The sequence below is a fragment of the Sodalis sp. C49 genome (assembly GCF_046352915.1).
GTDB lineage: Bacteria > Pseudomonadota > Gammaproteobacteria > Enterobacterales > Enterobacteriaceae > Acerihabitans.
Map to the genome: position 1 here is coordinate 2,867,472 of NZ_CP163303.1, position 22,647 is coordinate 2,890,118.

The following is a 22,647-nucleotide window of genomic DNA, read 5'->3' on the forward strand; positions in this document are numbered from 1 at the left end:
AAAAAATTAATAAATTATTCTTTATTTTAACAATACAGTGAGCATCGTTGCCGAAAAAATATTAATTCCATTTCATATATTGTGTATTAAAAAAATGAATATATTCAATCATGCACCCAAGGCATAAATTATTTTTTGCTGGGACGCCCTGTAAAATTAAAACGGATTATATAGTGAGCACGCTTACTGTCAAATAAGCCGGCGGGGGAAAAGTAAAGTTATCTCCATAAGCGGTAGGGAATAACAATAACAAACGTGAATTGCAGTACAAAATAGCGAATAAAAATGGGGATTCGCCACCATTAAAAACATAACGTTAACATTTTTAACCAGAGTGAAACATGATAGCCCGGGGTAAACAACCGTCAATATGCCGCAAAATCCGTGAGCAGCGATTAAAAAGCCAGCGATTCCCAGCGGTTACCGGCATCATTGGCCAACAGGGCAAAAACCCGACAATTATATTATCAAGTTTACAAACACCGGGGGTGACAACGCGCCATTTGCCTGCATATTTAATGCACCTGGTTACCTAATGTTATTTTAAATCAATCACTCTCATCCTTCATTGTGCTGCTCAGCAGAGTCTTTATCTCGGGTAAAAGCGTGGTTAAAGCAGCGCTGATGGCGGGGAGAATCTTTATCGTTATGCCTGTTTCCCCGTATAAGTGAAATGCTTTTTGACGAAACTTTTACAATAACGCGGCCTGAATTACTTTATCCTAGTACGATGATAATTCCCTGACCACTGATGGCCGCCCGTATCGCATGAAAATCCGCTCACAACGTAAAATCAAATGGCGCAATATTCTGTTGTTGTTAATCGTCGTGCTGTTAATTGCAGCCGCCCTGTTCTATTTTCTGCCAAGGCATAGCGGCGGCACGAATGCCGATCCCCGGGCGGGAGGGCCGGGAAGGGCGGGCGCCGGCATGGGCGGCCTGGCCACGCCGGTGCACAGCGGGACGGCGAAACAGGCGGATGTGCCAGTATATCTTTCCGCGCTCGGCACCGTGGTGGCCAACGCCAGCGTCACGGTGACCAGCCGGGTGGACGGCCAGTTGATGCAGGTCTATTTCGTCGAAGGCCAGAAAGTGGCCAAAGGCCAGCTGCTGGCGCAAATCGACCCCAGGAGCTACCAGGCCACCCTGGAGCAATATCAGGGCGAACTGGCGCAAAACCAGGCGTTGCTGAAAAGCGCCCAGCTGACCCTGGCGCGCTACAAGACCCTGTTTGCGCAGGACTCGCTGTCGCGGCAGGATTTGGAAACCCAAACCGCCACGGTCGGCCAGTACCTGGGCACGATCAAAGCCGATCAGGCGCAAATCAATGCCGCCAAGCTGGATCTGGAGTACGCGCGCATTACCGCGCCGGTGTCCGGCCGGGTGGGGCTGCGGCTGGTGGACCCCGGCAATATGGTCCACAGCAGCGATACCACCGGCATTGTCACTATTACCCAGACCCAGCCGATTGCGGTGACCTTCAGCCTGCCCCAGGTTAATTTACCCACGCTGCTGAAATCGCTGCACCAGGGCAATTCCCTGCCGGCCACGGCCATCGATCAGGACGGCATTACCCCTCTCGGCCAGGGCAAGCTGAATTTTATCAGCAATGAAATCGATAGCGATACAGGCAGTATCAAGCTAAAGGCGATTTTTGCCAATGATGACGAAAGCCTTTACCCCAACCAGTTTGTCAACATCCGGCTGCAAACCGGGACGCTGGCCGGCGCGACCGTGATTCCCGCCCAGGCGCTGCAGTTAAGCAGCGACGGCGATTTTGTTTATGTGATCAAGGCCGACAACACCGTTGAGCGAAAAGCGGTTAAAACCGGGCCGGCGTTCGGCAGCGATTTGCAGGCCGTGTTGTCCGGCGTCGCCCCGGGGGACCAGGTGGTCACCGAAGGCATAGACCGTCTCAATACCGGCAGTAAGGTGACGGTGGTGAATACGGCGCAAACCAAGGACGTGACGGCGCAATGAATCCCTCACGACTGTTTATCCAACGTCCGGTCGCCACGATTTTGCTGATGATCGGCGTGCTGGTCGCCGGCATTTTCGCCTATCGGATGCTGTCCACCTCCGCCCTGCCGCAGGTGGATTATCCCACCATCCAGGTGACGACGCTTTATCCCGGCGCCAGTCCAAGCGTAATGGCGTCGTCCATCACCGCCCCGCTTGAGCGCCAGTTGGGACAGATGGCCGGCCTGAGCCAGATGTATTCCACCAGCTCCGGCGGCGCGTCGATTATCACCCTGAAATTTTCGCTGGAGCTGTCGCTGGATGTGGCCGAGCAGGAAGTGCAGGCGGCCATCAACGCCGCCGACAGCCTGCTGCCCACCGACCTGCCCAACCCGCCGACCTATAAAAAGGTCAATCCGGCGGATACGGCGGTCATTACCCTGGCCGCCACCTCCGATACCCTGCCGCTTATCAAGGTGCAGGATTTGGTCAATACCCGCATCGCCCTGAAGCTGTCGCAGATTTCCGGCGTGGGTATGGTGACGCTGGCCGGCGGCCATCAGCCGGCGATACGGGTGCGCATGGATCCCCGCGCCCTGGCGGCGCATAACCTGACGCTGGCCGATGTCGATACGCTGATTGGCAACAGCAATGTCAACGGCTCCAAGGGCGGGTTCGACGGCAAATACCACTCCATTACCATTGATGCCAACGACCAGTTGCGCACGGCGGCCGAGTACGGCAACCTGATCATTACCTACCAGAACGGCGCCGCGCTGCGCCTGCGCGATATCGCGCAAATCGACGAAGCGGAGGAAAACGCGTTCCAGTCCGCCTGGGCCAATCGCATGCCCGCCATCGTCATCAGCGTCCAGCGCCAGCCCGGCGCCAACGTGATCTCGGTGGTGGATAATATCAAGGCCCAGCTGCCGACCCTGCAGGCGGCGCTGCCCGACGGGGTTAAGATCGCGATTTTATCGGACCGGACCCAGACCATCCGCTCATCCATCAGCGACGTGCAGTTCGAGCTGCTGCTGTCCATTGCGCTGGTGGTGATGGTGACGTTTCTGTTCCTGCGCAACCTGGCCGCGACATTAATCCCCAGCATCGCCGTGCCGCTGTCGCTGGTGGGCACCTTCGGCGTGATGTACCTGGCCGGATTCAGCCTGAACAACCTGTCGCTGATGGCCCTGACGGTGGCCACCGGTTTTGTTATCGACGACGCCATCGTGGTGGTGGAAAACATCTCGCGCCGCCTGGAAAACGGCGAAACCCCGATGCAGGCGGCGCTTAACGGCTCGGCGCAGATTGGGTTTACCATTATTTCGCTGACCTTTTCGCTGATTGCGGTACTGATCCCGCTGCTGTTTATGGGCGATGTGGTCGGGCGCCTGTTCCGCGAGTTCGCCATTACCCTGGCGGTGGCGATCCTGGTGTCGATGGTGGTGTCCCTGACGCTGACGCCGATGCTGTGCGCCTACCTGTTGCGCCATATCCCGGCGGAACAACAGAGCCGGTTCAACCGCAAGGGCGGGCAGCTGTTCGACAAGCTGGTGGCCGGCTACGATCGCTGGCTGACGGTGGTGCTGGATCACCAGCGCCTGATGCTGTTGGTGGCGCTATTGACCCTGGCCCTTACGGCACTGCTGTATCTGGTGGTGCCGAAAGGCTTTTTCCCGCCGCAGGATACCGGCCTTATCCAGGGGGTAACCGTGGCCTCGCAGGATGTGTCGTTTAGCGAGATGGCGGCGCGACAGCAAAGGCTGGCGGATGTCATTCTCAAAAACCCGTCGGTGGCGAGCGTGTCCTCGACCATCGGCATCGACGGCAACAATACCAGCCTGAACAGCGGCCGGCTGCAGATAAACCTTAAGCCCTTCGCGGATCGCGACCTGCGCGCCGATGCGATTATCACGCAGCTTAAGCAGGCCGTCGCGGATATCGCCGGCATCCAGCTGTATCTGCAATCCGCGCAGGACCTGACGGTTAACGATCAGGTCACGCCCAGCCAGTACCAGTTCACCCTCGACGACGCGGACAGCGAAAACCTGGTCGCCTGGACGCCGAAAGTGGTGGCGGCGCTCGCGGGGCGGCCGGAGTTCAGCGAGGTGGTGAGCAATCTACAGGATCAGGGCCAGGTGGCCTACGTGGAACTGAACCGCGACGCGGCGGCGCGCTACGGCATTACCGCCGCCGATGTGGATACCGCATTATATAACGCCTTCGGGCAGCGCCTGGTGTCGACGATCTTTACCCAGTCCAATCAATATCGCGTGGTGCTCGAGGTGCTGCCGAAGTACCAGCAGTCGCCGGCGTCGCTGGACGATATCTACCTGGCCACCAATCTTACCGACGGCACGAGTACGGCCAGCACCTCGGGCAGTTCGGGTTCGTCCGGCGCCACGACGACATCAAGCGCATCGAGCGGTTCCACCACCAGTTCCCCAGCCGGCATGGTGAAACTCACCGCTATCGCCGCAATCCACCTGCGTACCGGGTCGCTGCTGTACGCCAGGCTCAATCAGTTCCCGGCGGTCACCCTCTCCTTTAACCTGCAACCCGGCTATTCGCTGGAAGACGCGCAGCAGGCGATAACCAACGTGACCGATGAGCTGAAACTGCCGTCCAGTATTACCCTGCGCTACCAGGGCGAAACCTCGGCGTTCCAGAGCGCCACCGATAACACCCTGTGGCTTATCCTGGCGGCGCTGATAACCATGTATGTGGTGCTGGGCATCCTGTACGAAAGTTTTATCCATCCGGTGACGATTTTGTCCACCCTGCCCTCGGCGGCGGTGGGCGCCCTGCTGACGCTGCTGTTCGCCGATACTGAGTTCAGCCTGATAGCGCTTATCGGCGTCATCCTGCTGATCGGTATCGTCAAGAAAAACGCCATCATGATGATCGACTTTGCGCTGGAGGCGGAGCACCACCAGCATCTTACGCCGCGTGAGGCCATCCACCAGGCCTGTCTGCTGCGCTTCCGGCCGATTCTGATGACCACCATGGCGGCGTTGCTGGGCGCGCTGCCGCTAATGCTGGCGCACGGATCCGGCGCCGAGCTGCGCCGGCCGCTGGGGCTGGTGATCGTCGGCGGCCTGATATTCAGCCAGGTGCTGACGCTGTTTTCCACGCCGGTGATCTACCTGTGGTTTGACGGCCTGTCGCAGCGCGCGCAGCGGACATGGCGCCGTTACGGCCGCCAGGAGCGCTGATGAATATCTCGCGCGTGTTTATTTTTCGCCCGGTGGCGACACTGTTGCTGACGCTGGCCATTGTGCTGCTCGGCCTGCTGGGCTACCGGCTGCTGCCGGTGGCGCCGCTGCCGCAGGTGGATTTTCCGACCATCATGGTCAGCGCCAGCCTGCCCGGCGCCAGTCCGGAAACCATGGCCGCGACGGTGGCCACGCCGCTGGAACGCGCCCTGGGACAAATCGCCGGCATCAGCGAAATGACGTCCAGCAGCGGGCAGGGCTCCACCAACGTGATATTGCAGTTTGACCTGGACCGGGATATCAACGGCGCGGCGCGCGATGTGCAGGCGGCGATCAATGCCGCGCGCAGCCTGCTGCCTTCCAGCATGCCCTCGCTGCCCACCTACCGCAAAGCCAACCCGTCCGACGCGCCGATCGTCGTGCTGGCCCTGACCTCCCCCACCCGCACCAGCGGGGAGTTATACGATCTGGCCTCCAGCGAAATCCAGCAAAAAATCGCCCAGGTCGAGGGCGTCGGCCAGGTATCGCTGTTGGGCAGCTCGCTGCCGGCGATACGCATTGAGCTGAGCCCGCAGATGATCACCCACTTCGGCTTATCCCTGGATACGGTGCGCAGCGCCATCGCCAACAGCACCAGCAATTTACCCAAGGGGATATTGCAGGGGGACAGGCAATCCTGGGTGGTGGACGGCAACGGCCAGCTGGATCTGGCGCGCGATTACCGGGCGCTTATCGTCAGCTATCAAAACGGCACCGCCGTGCGGCTGGGGGATGTGGCCACGGTCTACGACTCGGTGGAGGATAAATACAACGTCGGATACTACAACCAGACCCCGTCGGTGATGATTGGCGTGACCCGCCAGGCGGGCGCCAATATGCTGGAAACCATCGACGCCATCAAGGCGCGGCTGCCGGCGCTGTCCGCCACCCTGCCCGGCGACGTCGGTTTGCATATGGTGGTGGATCGCTCGCCTAACGTGCGTTCCTCGCTGCGCGATACCGAAGAAACGCTGCTGATCGCCGTCATACTGGTGATCGCGGTGGTGTTTGTCTTCCTGCGCAACCTGCAGGCGGTGATTATCCCGGCCCTGGCGCTGCCGGTATCCCTGATCGGCACCTGCGCGGTCATGTACCTGCTGGGCTATAGCCTGGACAACCTGTCGCTGATGGCGCTGATTATCTGCACCGGGTTCGTGGTGGACGACGCCATCGTGGTATTGGAGAACATCACCCGTTATATCGAACAGGGCCTGGGGCCGGTGCGCGCTTCAATCCGCGGCGCGCAGGAGGTCAGTTTCACCGTGCTGGCGATGACATTGTCCCTGGTGGCGGTGTTTATCCCCATCCTGCTGATGGGCAGTATCGTCGGCCGGTTGTTTCGCGAGTTCGCGATAACGCTCACCGTCTCGCTGCTGATTTCGATGGTGGTCTCGCTGAGCCTCACCCCGATGCTGTGTTCCCGGCTGCTCAAGCGCAAGCCGCCGGTGACCCGCAAGCCGCCGCGGCTCTATGTGCTGATCGAGCGCGGGCTGGCCCGGCTGCTGGCGGCCTACGCCGTTGCCCTGGCCTGGGTCATGCGCCACCAGCGCCTGACGCTGTTCAGCCTGGTGCTGACCGTGATGCTGAATATTTTTCTCTATACCGTGGTGCAGAAAGGCTTTTTCCCCAACCAGGATACCGGCCTGCTGATGGGCATGCTGCGCGCCGACCAGAACGTCTCGTTCCAGGCCATGAAACCCAAGCTGCAGGAATTTTCGCGCATCATCCAGCAGGATCCGGCGGTGGACGGCGTGCTCTCCTCCATGGGCAGCGGCGGCTTCGGCTCGCGCAACAGCGCCAACTTTTTCGTGCACCTGAAGGATTTCAGCCAGCGGGACGCCAGCGCCGCCGAGGTAGCCAACCGCCTGACCGCCAAAGGTCTTAACCAGCCCGGCGTCCAGCTGTTCCTGATGCCGGCGCAGGATTTGCATATCGGCGGCCGCAGCGCCAACGCCCTTTACCAGTACAGCCTGCAGGCCGACGACCTCGATACCCTGCGGCTCTGGACGCCGAAGGTCAAGGCGGCGCTGGAAAAGATCCCGCAGCTTACCGGGGTGGACGCCGATTCCCAGACCGGCGGCCAGGAGGTGATGCTGAATATCGACCGGGATAAGGCCACCCGGCTGGGCGTGAACGTGCAGATGCTCGATACCCTGCTCAATAACGCCTTCAGCCAGCGGCAGATCGCCACGCGTTATAAAACCCTTAACCAGTACCATGTGGTGATGACCCTGGACGCCGCGTTCACCGTCGATCCGGCGGTCCTGAACGAGCTGATGGTGGTCAATGGCCAGGGCCAGCAAATCCCTATTGCCGCCTTTGCCAGTTTCAGCGGCGCCAACGCCTCGTTATCCGTGGCGCATCAAGGGCAATCCGCCACCAGCACCGTGGCGTTTAACCTGGCGGACGGCGTGTCCCTCGAGCAGGCGCAGCAGCTTATCAAGACGGCCATGGCGCAGATTGGCCTGCCGTCCACCATCCAGGGCGGCTTCCAGGGCACCGCCAAGGCCTTTACGGCGCTGGCCTCCAGCATGCCCTGGCTGATACTCGCCGCGCTGGCGGCGGTCTACATCGTGTTGGGCATGCTGTACGAGAGTTATATCCATCCGTTGACCATCCTGTCCACTCTGCCCTCCGCCGGGCTTGGCGCCCTGTTGCTGTTGATTATCACCGGCACCCAGCTCACGGTGATCGCCCTGATCGGCATTTTGTTATTGATAGGCATCGTTAAGAAAAACGCCATTATGATGATCGATTTTGCCCTGGCGGCGGAACGGACCCAGGGGCTCAGCCCGCAGCAGGCGATTACCCAAGCCTGCCTGATGCGTTTCCGGCCGATTATGATGACCACGCTGGCGGCCTTTTTTGGCGCCCTGCCGCTGGCGCTGGGCAGCGGCGGGGATGCGGATTTGCGCAGCCCGCTGGGCATGGCGATTGCCGGCGGCCTGGCGCTGAGCCAACTGCTGACCCTGTTCACCACCCCGGTGGTGTATCTGTATATGGACCGGCTAAGCCGTTCCGGCAAGCGGGCCTGGCGGCGTTTTGGCAAAACCGGCGCGGCCTGAAGCCGGTAACCCGACGATGGCGCCTCACCCTTCTTACTTATGATTTCGGACAACAGTGACTTTATGATAACGATATTCCCACATCCCGCCCTGAAGCTGCTGCCCCTGGCGCTGGCGTTGATCCTGGCCGGCTGTATGGTGGGCCCGGACTACCGGCGGCCGGCGATGACGGTGCCGCTTGAATTTAAACAGGCGAAGGGCTGGACGCAGGCCGCGCCGCGGGATGAGGCGGGCAAGGGGGAATGGTGGGCGGTGTACCGGGATCCGACGCTTTCCGGCTTATTGGGCCAGGTGCGGATTTCCAACCAGAACGTGGCGCAGTATGAAGCGCTGTACCGCCAGGCGCGGGCGCTGACGGCCGCCTCGCGCGCCAATCTGTACCCGACGGTCACCGGCACCGCCGACACCACGCGCAGCGGCACCCGGACCGCCGCCGCCACGACGCATGAGGCGCAGGTCAGCGCCAGCTGGGAGCTGGACCTGTGGGGTAAGCTCAGACGCACGGTGGAGGAAAACCAGGCCAATGCCCAGGCCAGCGCCGCCGAACTGGCCAATATTACCCTGAGCGCCCAATCAGAGCTGGCGCAGGATTATTTCCAGCTGCGGGTCATGGATGAGCAGATAGCGCTGTATCAGGAGAGCGTCGAGGCCTACCAGCGCTACCTGAACATTATCGAGAATAAATACCGCGCCGGGAGCGAGTCCCGCGGCACCCTGGCGCAGGCGCAAACCCAATTGGAGAGCGCCCGCGCTTCCGCGCTGGATTTACAGTGGCAGCGCGCGCAGCTTGAACACGCCATTGCGGTGCTGATCGGCCGGTCGCCGGCGCAGTTCAGCCTGCCCGCCGCCAGGCTCACCGCCACCCTGCCCGTTATCCCGGTGGCGCTGCCGTCACAACTGCTGCAACGCCGGCCGGATATCGCCTATGCGGAGCGCAGCGTCGCCGCGGCCAACGCCGCCGTCGGCGTGGCGCAGGCCGCCTATTACCCCGACCTGACCCTGAGCGCCAGCGGCGGTTTCCAAAGTTCGGTGCTGCATAATCTGATTTCCATGCCGAACCGGGTATGGTCGCTGGGACCGGAACTGAGCGGAACGCTGCTGGACTTCGGCGCCACCAAGGCATCCGTTGAGCAGGCGCGGGCCGCTTACGACGCCAGCGTCGCCAGCTATCGCCAGAGCGTGCTGTCGGCGTTTGAGGAAGTGGAAAATTATTTGGTGGAGCTGTCGACCCTGGAGGCGGAAACCGCCGCGCAGCAGCGCGCCGCCGAGTCCGCGCAGGAGTCGGCCCGCGTTACGCTTAACCAGTACCGGGCGGGGATGATTGATTACCTGGATGTCGCCACCACCCAAAATACCAGCCTGTCGCAGCAGCAAAACCTGCTGTCGCTGCGCAGCACCCAATGGGTGGCCAGCGTTCAGCTGATCGTCGCCCTCGGCGGCGGCTGGCATGACGAAGACCGTCGGTAGGCCGTCACGGACGTCGCCCTTATTCCGCCGGCGCCGGCGCGCGCGCCGTCAATGCGCAGGCCGCCACCCAGACGCGCCCCTGGCGGATTTCCACCGGCCAGGCGCTGACCGATAGGCCTGCATCCTCCAGGCAGCAACCGTCGCGCAGGCGGAAATGTTTTTTATACAGCGGCGAAATCACCACCGGCTCGCCTGCGACATCGCCCACCAAGCCGCGCGCCAACACGTTGGCGCCGCTGCCCGCCTCATGATTGGATAAAGCATATACCCGGCCTTCCCCGCCGGCCGGGCCCGCGGCCGACGGCAGGTAAAACAGGGCTATCTGCCGTTGCCCTAAACGCGCGGCGATGCCGGCATGGGCCGGGATATCACCGAGCATGCACACCGGTCGCCAGCCGGTTTCCTCAACGGCGGACGACGGCCCGGGGCCATTTCCTGCCGCGGCTGGCAACGCCCCCATGGACACCTCATAGCACGCATCGCCCTCGGGCGGCGCGCTTACGCCCGCCCGCGATTTTTCTTCCGGCCGTGCGGGCCGGATCTGGGATCGCTGCGCCATCATGACCACCGCTTCATCCGGCCGGTCGCTGTTGATAAATCCCCGGAACAACGCCAGCCGGCCGGCATCCGCCAGGGTGGTTTGCCATTCGCACTGGTAACTCGCCACTACCGACTGCATTTCCTGTTCAAGCTCGGCGCAGATGCCGAGCGCGTCATCGACGATCACCCGCTGCAGATAGTTTACGCCGCCTTCCAGATTATCCAGCCAGGTGCTGGTGCGCTGCAGCCGATCGGCAGTGCGGATATAAAACATCAGCAGGCGGTCGATCATGACGATAAGGCCGTCGGCATCCAGATCGGTGGCAAATAAATCCGCGTGGCGCGGTTTCATGCCGCCATTGCCGCAAATATACAGGTTCCAGCCTTTGTCGGTGGCGATAATGCCGATATCCTTGCCCTGCGCTTCCGCGCATTCACGCGTACAACCGGAAACACCCAGCTTGAATTTATGCGGCGCGCGCAGGCCCTTGTAGCGGTTTTCCAGTCTGATGGCCAGCCCGGTGGAATCCTGCACGCCGAAGCGGCACCAGGTTGAGCCGACGCAGGATTTTACCGTGCGCAGCGATTTACCGTAGGCATGCCCGGTTTCAAAACCGGCGGCCACCAGTTCCCGCCAAATGGCCGGCAGCTGTTCCATCCTGGCGCCGAACAGCGCGATGCGCTGGCCGCCGGTCACCTTGGTGTATAAATTATAACGGGCAGCCACCTGGCCCACGGCAATCAGCCCCGCAGGGGTGACTTCCCCGGCGGGCATGCGCGGCACGACGGAATAGGTACCGTCCTTCTGGATATTGGCGAAAAAACGATCGTTGGTATCCTGCAACGGCAGATGTTCGGGTTGCAATAGAAAGTCGTTCCAGCAGGAAGCCAGCAGGGAACCGGCCAGCGGTTTGCAGATTTCACATCCCAGGCCATGGCCATATTGTGCCAGCAGTTGGCTGAAGGTACGGATACGGTTGACGCGAATCAGGTGATACAACTCCTGGCGTGAATAGGCAAAGTGTTCGCACACGTCTTTTTTCACCACCACGCCCTGTTGCGACAGCTCATATTCCATGACCTGCCTGACCAGCGGTACGCAGCCGCCGCAGCCGGTGCCGGCGCGGGTGCAGGTTTTCACCGCCGCCAGATCGCGCGCCCCCGCCGCCACCGCCGCGCGGATATCTCCTTTGCTGACGTTATGGCAGGAGCAAACCTGGGCGCTGTCAGGCAGGGAGGCCACGCCCGCGGCCTTCGGCGCGTCCCCCGAGCCGGCCGGCAGGATCAGGCTTTCCGGTCGTTCCGGCAGGGGCATGCCATTGAGTATCATCTGCTGCAGGGTACTGAACTCCGCGCTGTCGCCCACCAGCACCGCGCCCAGCAGGCGGGTTTTATCCCCGGAAACCACGATTTTTTTATAGATCTGCCGCGGGCCGTCGGTCCATAGATAGCTTTGGCAGCCCGGGGCGGCGCCCTGGGCGTCCCCCAGCGAGCCGACTTCGACGCCCAGCAGTTTCAGCCGGGTACTGAGATCCGCCCCGCTAAATACCGCCTCCTCCCCGGCAAGACATGACGCCAGCGCGCGCGCCATCTGATAACCGGGCGCCACCAGCCCAAACAAGGCGTCGCGCCACGCGGCGCATTCGCCGATAGCGAAAATATGGGCATCCGAGGTCACGCACCGATCGTCGATAGCCAGTCCTCCGTGCGCGCCGAGCGTCAGTCCGCACTGATGGCCCAACCGGTCCATGGGACGGATACCGGCGGAAAACAGGATAAGATCGGTATCAAGCGACCCGCCGTCGGCAAATTCCAGCCGCAGGCCGTCTTGGCCGGCAGGGGTGATACGGCGGGTGTTTTTGCCGGTGTGCACGGTTACCTGCAAAGCGTCGATTTTCCGCCGCAGCATGGCCGCGCCGCCTTCATCAAGCTGCACCGCCATCAGCCGCGGGGCAAACTCGATCACATGGGTTTCCAGTCCCAGCTGCCGCAGGGCATTGGCGGCTTCCAGCCCCAGCAGGCCGCCGCCGATCACCGCGCCGCGCCGTGACTGGCGCGCCCGCGCGGCGATGGCGTCAAGATCGTCCAGGGTTCGGTACGTCAGGCAGCCGGGTAGATCGCAGCCGGGAATCGGCGGCACAAAGGCATAGGATCCGGTGGCCAGCACCAGCCGATCGTAGGGCGTTGTTCCGCCGTGGTTATCCGTCAGGCATTGCCGCTGACGATCGATGGCGGTAACGGTGGTGGCGCCGCGCAATTCGATGTCATGCAACGCAAAAAAACCGTCGGGCACCAGCGACAGCGATCCCGCGCTGCGCCCGGAAAAATACGCCGACAAATGTACTCTATCGTAAGCGGGGCGGCGCTCGGCGCCGAAGACGATGATGCGGTAACGCCGGTGCAGCTCGCGCGCCACCAGCTGTTCCAGAAAATACTGGCCCACCATGCCGTGGCCGATGACAGCTAATACGGGTTTGTTCATAACAAAAGTCCTTACATAAAAAAAAGGCGTCCAAAAACATGCAATGACTGCATGCTTTTGGACGCCTTTATCCTTGACCCGCGCTACGCCGCCATTGGCTTAACACGAAGTCATATCCTGATGTCGCTTACCCCCGGCCCGCCGTTATGGCCGGCCGGTCAATATCTCTTCCACCGCCAGGATGGCCGCGGCCACTTCCGTCAGCTTTTTATTTTGGTTCATTGCCATACGCCGCAGGGCGTTATAGGCCTCTTCCTCGCTTAACCGCTGATGACGCATCAGCAGCAGCTTGGCGTCTTCGACTTGCCGCCGGTCATTAAGGGTGGCGCGCAGTTGCGCCAGCTCATCGGCCAGTTCCCGCAGCCGGCGCGATTGTTGCCCGACGAGAGATAATACCGATCGTCCCAGCTGCGGGCTGAGGCCGTTATTGCCCAGCGGCTCAGCGGCGTCGTCCGGTCCGGCGGCGGCAACGAATACGCTATACTCCACCGGTTGGTCCATCTGACGCGCCAGCAGGGCTTCCAGCGCGGCATCTCCCGGCCAGTCGCCCGCGGCGTCTTGCGCGGCGTCGATGCCGGCCCGGCATAATTGCATCAATACCGCCGCCAGTCCGTCCTCGACCCCCTTCATCAGGTCGATACGGCGGGTCGTCGCCTCATACCAACGCAGGCTGTGATCCGCGGCGATGTTACCCGTGAGAACGATGCGGCGCAGCCGCTCGACATCGCAATCGCCGTCACGCGCCATCTCGCCCCAGCGCTGCAGGTTAAGGGGATCGCTGAATTCGCCGAAGGTGGCGAAACACCGCTCCTGGCCTTCAATCAGGTCCAGCAACTGTTGGCGGGCGGCGGCGCTAAATGCGCGCGCGGCAAACACCGCCGCGCCCTGCGCCCGTTCCTGCCCCGCCAGCTCTTTGCCCTGCATAAAGCTGAACATGGCGATCAACGCCCGGGAAACAGCCGGCTCCGCCGCCGTATCCGCCGCCTCGAATACCAGCGCCAGCAGGCTGCGGATCACCGCGTTGAATACCGCCGCCGCCTGCGCCTGATCGATCCCGGCCCGCCGGATGCGGCGGCGTAACGCTGGCAAACGTCCCAGCGCATAACATACCGCGGCAATTCGCCCCAGCCTTTGGCTGTCGGACGCCGGCCGATTGACGCCTTCCTCCCGGCCCAATAGCCGCAATACGGCACGCTCGGCAATAACGGCATCGCGCGCCGGTTTTTCAAGCGTATCGGCGTGCAAGCCCGAGCTCAGGTAAAGGGTGGTTACGCCACGTTCGCGTTGCAGCATATGCACCAATTGACTGACCGCCCCCACCAGTTCGCCGGTTTGCAGCAAACGTCGCAACGCCGCGATCTCGCTTTGCCGCGAGGCCTGCAGGAAACGAATAGCGGTGGAAGTATCGGCAATCAATGGGTTCATTTATCCAGTCCGGAATTGCCACGACGTGACCTGATAAACGCATATTACGTACCGCAGGACACCGGCGCCCTGCGCAGAATCAACTTTATCTGCGTCGCGCCGCTGTCTTTTCGGCCGCGCCGGGTCGGCGCGGCGCCGTTAAACCTGTGCCGTATCCCGGGCGGCGGCCGCGCCGATGCGCGCCAGAGTCGGCCACACTTTCATCAACGTGGTAACGATGGTATCCAGATCCGCGCGGGTAGCGCCGTCACGGGCCTGCACCGACATCCCCTGCAGGATACAGGTCAGGTATTTCGCCAGGGTGGGCACATGAGTGCCGGCCGGCAATTCTCCCTGGGCCTGGCGCGCGCGCAGGAAATCCGCCAGCATGTTTTCCTGGAAATGGTGCCGCGCGCGCAGCAGTTTCGCCACGGCGTCGGATGAAGACGAGAGCGCGGCGGACGTACAGATAATAAAGCAGCCCGAGGGCAAATCTTTGTCGGTGTACAGCGCCGCGGTATCGCGCAGGAAATTTTCAACCGCCTGCGCCGCCGTACAGGCGGGGTCGGCCAGCAGCACCTTGCCCCGTTCGGCGAATTTCGCCACGTAGCGTTCGGCCGCCGCGCGGAACAGGCCTTCCTTATTGCCGAACTCGCCGTACAGCGTCGGGGCCTTGGCCCCGGTGGCCTCCACCAGATCGGTCAGCGAGGTCGCTTCGTAGCCGTGGCGCCAGAACAGTTCCAGCGCTTTATCCAGCGCATCGTCACGGTCGAACTGTTTTGGGCGTCCGCGTCCTTTCCGTATGGGCGCAACATGATCGGTATTCATAACATCCTCTCTTATCGCATTTTTATGCCTGGCATCTTGCCGCTTGCACAACGTCCTTGTGGATATCAGCCGGCACCTATATAATTAACGATCATTACAAAAATTACAAGTGCCTTTCGTCACATTGCCCAAAGAATGTTAAATTTGGCGGCCATGCCTGTTCCTCCCTTGCGGCGGCCTCTCCAACCCAAAGTGGGTGAGCGTTGACAATAAAAATAAATTTTTATTATTAACAATGGCTTATCTATTATATTAACGATCATTAAAAATTTAGTTGATCAACGCCGTCAGGAGGACTAGTATTTACTTATCGAACGTTAACAAATAGCGTTGACCCACAAATCCTGCAACCAGAGTGCATAGAGAGATAAGATTATGAAAAACGTAAAATATGCCATCGCCGCCATCGCCCTGAGCGCCGTCTCTTTCGGTAGTTTTGCCGCAGAACTGGCGACCTCCGCCCCGGCGGGTCAGCAGCCGGTAGGCGTCATCAGCGCCACCGGCGGCGCCAACCTGTCTTCGCTGGAAAGCCAGCTGTCCGCCAAGGCTTCGGCCGAAGGCGCGAAGTCTTTTGTGATTACCTCCACCACCGGCCAGAATAACCTGCATGGCACGGCGGTAATTTACCAATAAGGATGGCGCCATGATGAACAAAGTTAATCTTGGTATCGTTGCCCTGGCCGCCATGGTGTCGTTCGGCAGTGTTGCCGCCGACACCATCAATACCGCCCGGTATGAGCCTCACCAGGTGGTATTGACGACCGTGGGCGCCAGGACAGGGTTGCCTACCCTGCCCGGTCATGGCAGTGAACGCGCCGTACGCGTCGATAACCGCGCCTATCCGGTAACGTCGGTGTCGGGGCGCAATAATATGCACAGTACGTCGGTCGTTTATGAATAGCGCTTTACCGGCGAGTCATCAAAAAACCCGGGCTTGGCCCATTCATTATTTTCCCTAAAGCGTTTGCGTAATATCATCGCGCAAACGCTTTTTTTTACGTTGTAACAAAATAACGCTTTCTTTTCTCCTGCCCGTTGCTATCCTCTGTCAGGAATATTCTTAATTATATCTTTATTAAAATAAATAAAAGCCCTAAATAAGCTTTTTCCTATGTTAATGAATAAATTAGCCCTGCCGTTTTCCGCCAAATTTACGCTTCCATGCAATAAACGCAAATAGAAACATCTGTGCCAAATATCTTTACGGTTGCCGCCGTTGACCCCTTTTAACGAATGGATAATCATCTAACGGTAACGTAATTATTAATATATGGAGCAAAACAATGCGTCGCATTTTAGCATTTGTCGGAATTATTGTTCTTAGCGCCGCGCTTAGCGGTTGCCTGTGGCCACCTCCTTGGGGCGGCGGCGGCGGTCATGGCGGCGGCGGCGGTTATCACCATGGCGGCGGACCGGGCCGCGGCTAAGGGTTGCGATCCTCTGGTATAAAACCCATTGAGAGCTGCGCCCCAACTGTCAGGTGCTTTTATTGACAGTTGGCGGCGCAGTTTTTTTTGCCGCCCGTCCGCTGAGGCGGCGGGTTAACCGCTCCCCTGGCCTGGCGGTTATCTCAAAGCGCAATATCCCTCTTACCGTCCTTGCAGTTATCCTGCAACCACGCCAGAATCGGCAATAATCGCCTTACTGTTAAAAAGGATGGGTTATGACCGAGCTGCGTCGATTTAAACAGGTCGATGTGTTTACCGCCACTGCGTTGATGGGCAATCCCCTGGCGGTGATCCTGGATGCCGATGGCTTATCCGATCGGCAGATGCTGGCCGTGGCCCGCTGGACTCATTTATCCGAAACCACGTTTGTCCTGCCGCCTTCGGCCGCCGGCGCCGATTATCATGTGCGTATTTTCTCCCCGGCAGGAGAATTGCCTTTTGCCGGCCATCCCACGCTCGGCACTGCCCATGCGATGCTGGAAAGCGGCTTTAGGGCCAAGGCGGCCGATAGACTCATCCAGGAGTGCGGGGTGGGCCTGGTCGCCCTCGATATCACCCGCGCCGGATGGCTGGCGTTCCAGGCGCCCGAGGCCAAAATCTATACGGTGAACGAAAGTTATTTCCCCCTGCTTAACGCCGCCGTGGGCGGCGCGACGACGGTCACCTGGTCTCCGCCGGTCGTGGTGGACATGGGGATCCGCTGGCTGGTGGCCCGGGCCGACAGCGCGCTGTCTTGTTTGCGGATGCAACCGGACGCCGTCGCCCTGGAGCGGTTGCTCAAGCGTTGCGAAGCGAACGGCCTGGCGGTATATGGCCTGCACGAGGCAAACGGCCCGGCGGATTATGAAGTCAGGGCCTTTTTGGTGGAACAGGGCGCCCTGGTGGAGGATCCGGTCACCGGCAGCGCCAATGCCTGCCTGGCGCGCCTGCTGCACGCCCAGGGATTTCCTGATAATCCGGCGTTTGCCGAGTCCTGGCGCGTCCGCCAGGGCACGGTCCTGGGGCGCGACGGCCAGGTCAGCGCGCGCTTTATCGACGGCGTGCCGTGGATTGCCGGCCAATCGGTCACCGTGATCGACGGCACGTTCAGGCTGTAGCCGTCAGGTAAATGTTAATAACCTGCATCCTTACTGTTAATAATTAGCAACAATCTGCAAACGGTGTGGCTATTGCGCATCAATCATTAACGACTACCTTTAACACTATCTTAGTGGCCGCCATGGCAAAGATGCACATGATAGGTGGTGGTCGTTATTTGAGGTAGCCTGATGAGCCAGACAGACTGCACGATTATTTTTGACGGTGTGCCGCTGACCGGCAAAGCGGATACGCCGCTGGTGGATTTCCTGGCCGCGCGGGGCGTCAACCTGCCCCATGTCTGTTATCACCCGGCGCTGGACCCGCTGAAAACCTGCGATGTCTGTTGGGTGGAGCAGGACCATCAGCTGGTGCGCGGCTGTACCCTGCGCACCCGTGACGGCATGGTGCTCAACAGCCGGGGCGCGCAGGCCCGGGCGGCGCAAGTCGAGGGCATGGACCGGCTGCTGGCCAAGCACGAGCTGTATTGCACGGTATGCGAGCACAATACCGGCGACTGTACCCTGCACAACACCATGGCGGATATGCATATCCCCATCCAGCGTTATAAGTTCGAGCGCAAGCCGTATGCGAAGGACCATTCCAATCCATTTTACACCTACGATCCCGATCAGTGCATCCTGTGCGGCCGCTGCGTGGACGCCTGCCAGAACGTCGAGGTCAACGAGACGCTGAGTATCGACTACAGCGCGGATCATCCGCGCGTACTGTGGGACGGTGGTGAAAAAATCGCCGGCTCCAGCTGCGTCAGCTGCGGTCACTGCGTCACGGTCTGTCCCTGCAACGCCTTGATGGAAAAAACCATGCAGCCGGACGCCGGGCCGTTTACCGCCATGTCTCCCGATCTGAAACGCCCGCTGATCGATATGATCAAAACCCTCGAGAACACCACCGGCGCGGAAATCATTACCGGTATCTCCATGATGGATATGCACTGGCGCCAGCCGGAAATCAAACGCACCAAAACCGTCTGCACCTATTGCGGCGTGGGCTGTTCGTTTGAAATGTGGACCCGTGACCGGCATATCCTGAAAGTGCAGCCGATGGTGGATGCGCCGGCCAACGGCATCTCCACCTGCGTCAAAGGTAAATTCGGCTGGGATTTCGTCAACAGCGAAGCGCGCCTGACCACGCCGCTGATTCGTGAAAACGGCCGTTTCCGCAAGGCCGGCTGGGATGAAGCGCTGGATCTGGTGGCCCGCCGCCTGCTGGAGATACGCAATACCCACGGCGCCGAAAGCATCGGGTTTATCGGTTCCAGCAAAGCCAGCAATGAAGAAGCCTACCTGACGCAAAAAATCGCCCGGCTGATTATCGGCACCAATAGCGTCGACAATTCGTCCCGCTACTGCCAGAACCCCGCCACCATGGGTCTGTTCCGCACCGTGGGATATGGCGGCGACGCCGGTTCCATCCAGGATCTGGAACGGGCCGAGCTGATTATTATCGTCGGCAGCAATACCGCCGAGAATCATCCGGTGATCGCCGCCCGTCTCAAGGCGGCGCGCAAGCACCGCGGCCAGCGGCTGATTGTCGTGGATCCGCGTAAACACGAAATGGCGGAACGCGCGGATCTATTCCTGCGCATCAACTCCAGCACCGATATGGTCTGGGCGTCCGCCATGGCGCGTTATATGTTTGATCATGGCTATGCGGATACGGACTTCCTGGCGGCACGGGTAAACCAGGTGGACGCGTACCGCCAATCCCTGGCGCCTTTTACCCTGGCGTTCGCCGAGCGGATCACCGGCATCGCGCGCCGGCAGTTGATTGACGCCGCCGAAATGATTGGCCGGGCATCCTCCGTCTGCATACTGTGGGCGATGGGCATTACCCAGCACAGCCACGGGGCGGATACCAGCACGGCGCTGTCGAACCTGCTGCTCGTGACCGGCAACTACGGCCGGCCCGGTACCGGCGGATACCCGATGCGCGGCCATAATAACGTGCAGGGGGCCAGTGATTTCGGCTGCCTGAAGGATTTTTATCCCGGCTATGAAAAGGTCACCGATCCCCAGGTGCGCGCCAAATGGGCCAAGGCCTGGGGCGTGGCGCCGGACCGCCTGTCCGATAAGGCCGGCGACGATAATTTCACCATGGTGAAGCATGCGAAAGAGAAAAAAATCAAGGCGATGTATGTGATTGGCGAGGAAACGGCATTCTCTGACGCCGATGCCGCCAATGTGCATGAGGGGTTTACCAATCTGGATTTTCTGGTGGTGCAGGACCTGTTTATGAGCCGCACCGCCGAATTCGCCGACGTGGTGTTGCCCGGCTGCCCGAGCGTGGAAAAAGAGGGGTCGTTTGTGAATACCGAGCGCCGCATCCAGCGTTTTTATGAAGTGATGCCGCCGCTCGGCGATAGCCGGCCGGACTGGCGCATCCTCACCGACCTGGCGGCCAGGATGGGCCATCCCTGGGGTTACACCCATCCTTCGCAGATCATGGCCGAGGCCGCCGGTATCGCCAAGGTCTTCGCCGGCGTGACCTATGAACGGCTGGCGGGATGGCAATCGCTGCTTTGGCCGGTCAAGGCCGACGGTACCGACACGCCGCTGCTGTATACCGACGGTTTCCATACCGAGGACGGCAAAGCCGTCCTTTATCCGCTGGAATGGAAGCCACCCGCCGAGGCGCAGGACGGCGAATATGATTTAATGCTGAATAACGGCCGGATGCTGGAGCATTTCCAGTCCACCAACCAGACCGGACGCGGAGGTCGCCTCCTCTCCCTGTCGCCGGACTGGTTTGTGGAAATCAGCCCGGGGCTGGCGGCGGAGCGGGGCATCGAGGAAGGCGCCTGGCTACGCCTGGCCTCGCGGCGCGGCGCCGTCGAGGTGCCGGCGGTGATTACCGATCGGGTGCAGGGCAATACCCTGTTTCTCCCCATTCATCTGGGCAAGGACGGCGTTAACGCCCTGACCGGCGAGCATCACGATCCGGATGTGAACACCCCCGCCTATAAAGAGCTGGCGGTTAAACTTACCGTACTGCCCCGGGAGAACATGGTTTCGCCCCTGCCGCGCCATAATTTCCGCTATGGCTCCCGTACCCCCATCGACAAGGTGCCCGTGGAGCAGAAATGGCGGCGCGACGATTACCTGCCGCCGCCTGAACAAGAACCTCATCCGGAGAAATTCTAATGGCTAAACCTATCGGTTATACGGTGGAGGCTCCGAAAATCGGGCCGGATGCCCATGAGGAGCTGGAACGCTTGCTGCAAACCCTGCACGAGCACGGCGTGCTGCGCCTGGCCAACGACCTGGTGGCCGCCAATAACCAGATAGCGCGGGTGCTGGTCAACGGGCTCAACCGGGAAGGCTCGCTGAACGTTATCCAGAACCTGTCGGTGCTGGCCATGGCGTTATCCACCTTTCCTCCCGGTCAATTCTACAAGATGGTGTTCGCCGTGCGCGATATGGTCGATGTGATAAGCCGCGCGCGGGAAGGAAACGACGCTCCCCAGGATGCGCCGGGAGTCCGGGGACTGTATAAGATGCTTAACGACGACGCCTTCTGGCAGGGGATTACGCCGTTTATCGACGGCATGAAGGCCTTTAGCCGCCGCATGGATGAAGAGGTGGATAAACCCATCTCTTCGTTTACCGGCAAGCCCAGCGACGCCTGAGGTCAAACACGGCAATTGCTGCCGAAGCAAGGGTCCGATGGAACACGTTTCTGCGCTGCTGATTGCGCGCGCCCAGTTTGCCTTCACCATAGGTTTTCATATCGTGCTGGCCGCCTTTACCATCGGCCTGGCCCTTTTTTTGACGGCGCTGGAAGGCCTGTGGCTATGGCGGCGGCGCCAGGTCTATCTGGACCTGTATCGGTATTGGCTCAAGATCTTTGCGCTTAACGTGGCGGTGGGCGTGGTGTCCGGGGTGGTGATGGAGTTTGAGTTCGGCACCAACTGGGGGGTGTTCTCCGCGCGGGCGGGCGCGATTATCGGGCCGCCGATGTTTTATGAAGTGCTGGTGGCGTTTTTCCTGGAAGCCGGTTTTATGGGCATTATGCTGTTCGGCATGCAGAAGGTCGGGCCGAAACTGCATTTTTTCACCACCTGCATGGTGGCGCTGGGTTCCCTATTCAGCGCGTTCTGGATTATCTCCGCCAACTCCTGGATGCAAACCCCGGCGGGTTTTTTGATGGACGACGGCGGTCGTTTCCACCCGCAGGACTGGCTGGCGATTATCTTCAATCCTTCCTTTGGCTATCGGCTGGCGCATATGCTGCTGGCCGCCGTACTCGGCACCGCGTTTATGGTGGCGGCAGCCGGTGCCCGGCATCTGCTGCGCGACAGCCGCAATCCGGCGGCCCGGGTGATGTTTTCCTGGGCGCTGTGGACCGTGGCCGTCGCCGCGCCCTTGCAAATTATCGCCGGGGATTTGCACGGCGAAAATACCCTGCGCCACCAGCCGCAAAAAGTGGCCGCCATGGAGGGCGACTGGGACCGACCGCCGCCGGGCGCCGGGGAGCCGATGCGGCTGTTCGCGCTGCCGGACATGACGGCGCGGCGCAACCATTGGGAGGTGTCGATTCCCCGACTTGGCTCGCTCTATCTACGCCATAACCTTACCGGCACCATTAAAAGCCTGAATGAGTTTCCGCCCCAGGACATCCCGCCGGTGCCACTGGTGTTTTTCGCCTTTCGCGTCATGGTGGGCCTGGGGCTGGTGATGGCCCTGGCGGGCATCGCGGGCGTGGCGTTGCGCTGGCGGGGCGCCCTGTGGCGCGCGCGCTGGCTGCAGCGCATCATGGTGCCGCTGGCGCCGGCGGGATTTATCGCCATGCTGGCCGGTTGGGTGGTTACCGAGGCCGGCCGCCAGCCGTTTATGGTCTACGGCCTGACGCGTACCTATGAGGGGATCTCGCCGGTATCCATGGCCCTAATCATCGCCTCCGCCATCGCCGTGGCGATGGTTTATCTGCTGGTGTTCGGCACCGGGCTGCTCTTTATGCTGCGCCTGCTGGCGCAACCGCCCCGGCCGGGGGAAGAAGGTCCGGTGCCGTCGCTGGCGCGGCAGACCGGCGATGGCGCGACGTACGCGGGCCAGGACGCCGCGCCGCCGCCGGAGCAACACCCGTAACACGACGAATGCAGG

The 22,647-nt window shown here is 60.8% G+C and carries 13 protein-coding genes; 10 read left to right on the forward strand and 3 right to left on the reverse strand.

The genetic code is table 11. The features are described 5' to 3' along the window. Nucleotides 1–768: 768 nt before the first annotated feature. From ABUK12_RS13035 to ABUK12_RS13050, 4 genes are all read left to right on the forward strand, one after another. Entirely contained in the window at nucleotides 769–1,980 is a 1,212-nt protein-coding gene (locus ABUK12_RS13035) for an MdtA/MuxA family multidrug efflux RND transporter periplasmic adaptor subunit (RefSeq protein WP_410012241.1), read from the forward strand. Next, nucleotides 1,977–5,174, forward strand: a complete 3,198-nt coding sequence (locus ABUK12_RS13040) for an efflux RND transporter permease subunit (protein ID WP_410012242.1) — start codon at nucleotides 1,977–1,979, stop codon at nucleotides 5,172–5,174. The genes ABUK12_RS13035 and ABUK12_RS13040 overlap by 4 nt, the downstream gene beginning before the upstream one ends. Next, nucleotides 5,174–8,278 (forward strand): efflux RND transporter permease subunit, encoded by a 3,105-nt coding sequence (locus tag ABUK12_RS13045; RefSeq protein WP_410012243.1) that lies wholly within the window; start codon nucleotides 5,174–5,176, stop codon nucleotides 8,276–8,278. Before ABUK12_RS13040 ends, ABUK12_RS13045 begins: the two co-directional genes overlap by 1 nt. Before the next feature lie 63 nt (nucleotides 8,279–8,341). Further along, the gene (locus ABUK12_RS13050) at nucleotides 8,342–9,745 is read left to right on the forward strand and encodes an efflux transporter outer membrane subunit (protein ID WP_410012244.1); all 1,404 of its coding nucleotides are present in this window, start codon (nucleotides 8,342–8,344) and stop codon (nucleotides 9,743–9,745) included. Nucleotides 9,746–9,764: 19 nt separating this feature from the next. Here the strand turns inward: ABUK12_RS13050 and nirB are convergent, their stop codons facing one another. From nirB to ABUK12_RS13065, 3 genes are all read right to left on the reverse strand, one after another. Further along, complete coding sequence (nirB, locus tag ABUK12_RS13055; protein WP_410012245.1) at nucleotides 9,765–12,767, reverse strand: nitrite reductase large subunit NirB; 3,003 nt, start codon at nucleotides 12,765–12,767, stop codon at nucleotides 9,765–9,767. Between the two features lie 144 nt (nucleotides 12,768–12,911). Then, nucleotides 12,912–14,183, reverse strand: a complete 1,272-nt coding sequence (locus ABUK12_RS13060; protein ID WP_410016635.1) for a nitrate- and nitrite sensing domain-containing protein — start codon at nucleotides 14,181–14,183, stop codon at nucleotides 12,912–12,914. A 147-nt stretch (nucleotides 14,184–14,330) separates the two neighbouring features. Continuing rightward, the gene (locus ABUK12_RS13065; RefSeq protein ID WP_410012246.1) at nucleotides 14,331–14,999 is read right to left on the reverse strand and encodes a TetR/AcrR family transcriptional regulator; all 669 of its coding nucleotides are present in this window, start codon (nucleotides 14,997–14,999) and stop codon (nucleotides 14,331–14,333) included. Between the two features lie 375 nt (nucleotides 15,000–15,374). On the opposite strand from ABUK12_RS13065, the gene bhsA reads away from it, so the two are divergent. From bhsA to ABUK12_RS13095, 6 genes are all read left to right on the forward strand, one after another. Continuing rightward, on the forward strand, nucleotides 15,375–15,632 hold the full coding sequence (bhsA, locus tag ABUK12_RS13070) for a multiple stress resistance protein BhsA (RefSeq protein ID WP_410012247.1): 258 nt from the start codon (nucleotides 15,375–15,377) through the stop codon (nucleotides 15,630–15,632). A 10-nt stretch (nucleotides 15,633–15,642) separates the two neighbouring features. Next, on the forward strand, nucleotides 15,643–15,900 hold the full coding sequence (locus tag ABUK12_RS13075) for a hypothetical protein (protein WP_410012248.1): 258 nt from the start codon (nucleotides 15,643–15,645) through the stop codon (nucleotides 15,898–15,900). A gap of 762 nt (nucleotides 15,901–16,662) precedes the next feature. Next, entirely contained in the window at nucleotides 16,663–17,544 is an 882-nt protein-coding gene (locus tag ABUK12_RS13080; RefSeq protein ID WP_410012249.1) for a PhzF family phenazine biosynthesis protein, read from the forward strand. Between the two features lie 171 nt (nucleotides 17,545–17,715). Continuing rightward, nucleotides 17,716–20,688, forward strand: a complete 2,973-nt coding sequence (gene fdhF, locus ABUK12_RS13085) for a formate dehydrogenase subunit alpha (RefSeq protein ID WP_410012250.1) — start codon at nucleotides 17,716–17,718, stop codon at nucleotides 20,686–20,688. Continuing rightward, a complete protein-coding gene (locus tag ABUK12_RS13090; protein WP_410012251.1) occupies nucleotides 20,688–21,173 on the forward strand; it encodes a DUF1641 domain-containing protein in 486 nt (161 codons plus the stop codon). Before fdhF ends, ABUK12_RS13090 begins: the two co-directional genes overlap by 1 nt. A 37-nt stretch (nucleotides 21,174–21,210) precedes the next feature. Continuing rightward, complete coding sequence (locus ABUK12_RS13095) at nucleotides 21,211–22,632, forward strand: cytochrome ubiquinol oxidase subunit I (protein WP_410012252.1); 1,422 nt, start codon at nucleotides 21,211–21,213, stop codon at nucleotides 22,630–22,632. Nucleotides 22,633–22,647 lie beyond the last annotated feature (15 nt).

Bases quoted from the DNA above. Each gene is read 5' to 3' on its own strand.
- ABUK12_RS13035 (WP_410012241.1), top strand. From the start codon at position 769: ATGAAAATCCGCTCACAACGTAAAATCAAATGGCGCAATATTCTGTTG.
- ABUK12_RS13040 (WP_410012242.1), top strand. From the start codon at position 1,977: ATGAATCCCTCACGACTGTTTATCCAACGTCCGGTCGCCACGATTTTG.
- ABUK12_RS13045 (WP_410012243.1), top strand. From the start codon at position 5,174: ATGAATATCTCGCGCGTGTTTATTTTTCGCCCGGTGGCGACACTGTTG.
- ABUK12_RS13050 (WP_410012244.1), top strand. From the start codon at position 8,342: ATGATAACGATATTCCCACATCCCGCCCTGAAGCTGCTGCCCCTGGCG.
- nirB (WP_410012245.1), bottom strand. From the start codon at position 12,767: ATGAACAAACCCGTATTAGCTGTCATCGGCCACGGCATGGTGGGCCAG.
- ABUK12_RS13065 (WP_410012246.1), bottom strand. From the start codon at position 14,999: ATGAATACCGATCATGTTGCGCCCATACGGAAAGGACGCGGACGCCCA.
- bhsA (WP_410012247.1), top strand. From the start codon at position 15,375: ATGAAAAACGTAAAATATGCCATCGCCGCCATCGCCCTGAGCGCCGTC.
- ABUK12_RS13075 (WP_410012248.1), top strand. From the start codon at position 15,643: ATGATGAACAAAGTTAATCTTGGTATCGTTGCCCTGGCCGCCATGGTG.
- ABUK12_RS13080 (WP_410012249.1), top strand. From the start codon at position 16,663: ATGACCGAGCTGCGTCGATTTAAACAGGTCGATGTGTTTACCGCCACT.
- fdhF (WP_410012250.1), top strand. From the start codon at position 17,716: ATGAGCCAGACAGACTGCACGATTATTTTTGACGGTGTGCCGCTGACC.
- ABUK12_RS13090 (WP_410012251.1), top strand. From the start codon at position 20,688: ATGGCTAAACCTATCGGTTATACGGTGGAGGCTCCGAAAATCGGGCCG.
- ABUK12_RS13095 (WP_410012252.1), top strand. From the start codon at position 21,211: ATGGAACACGTTTCTGCGCTGCTGATTGCGCGCGCCCAGTTTGCCTTC.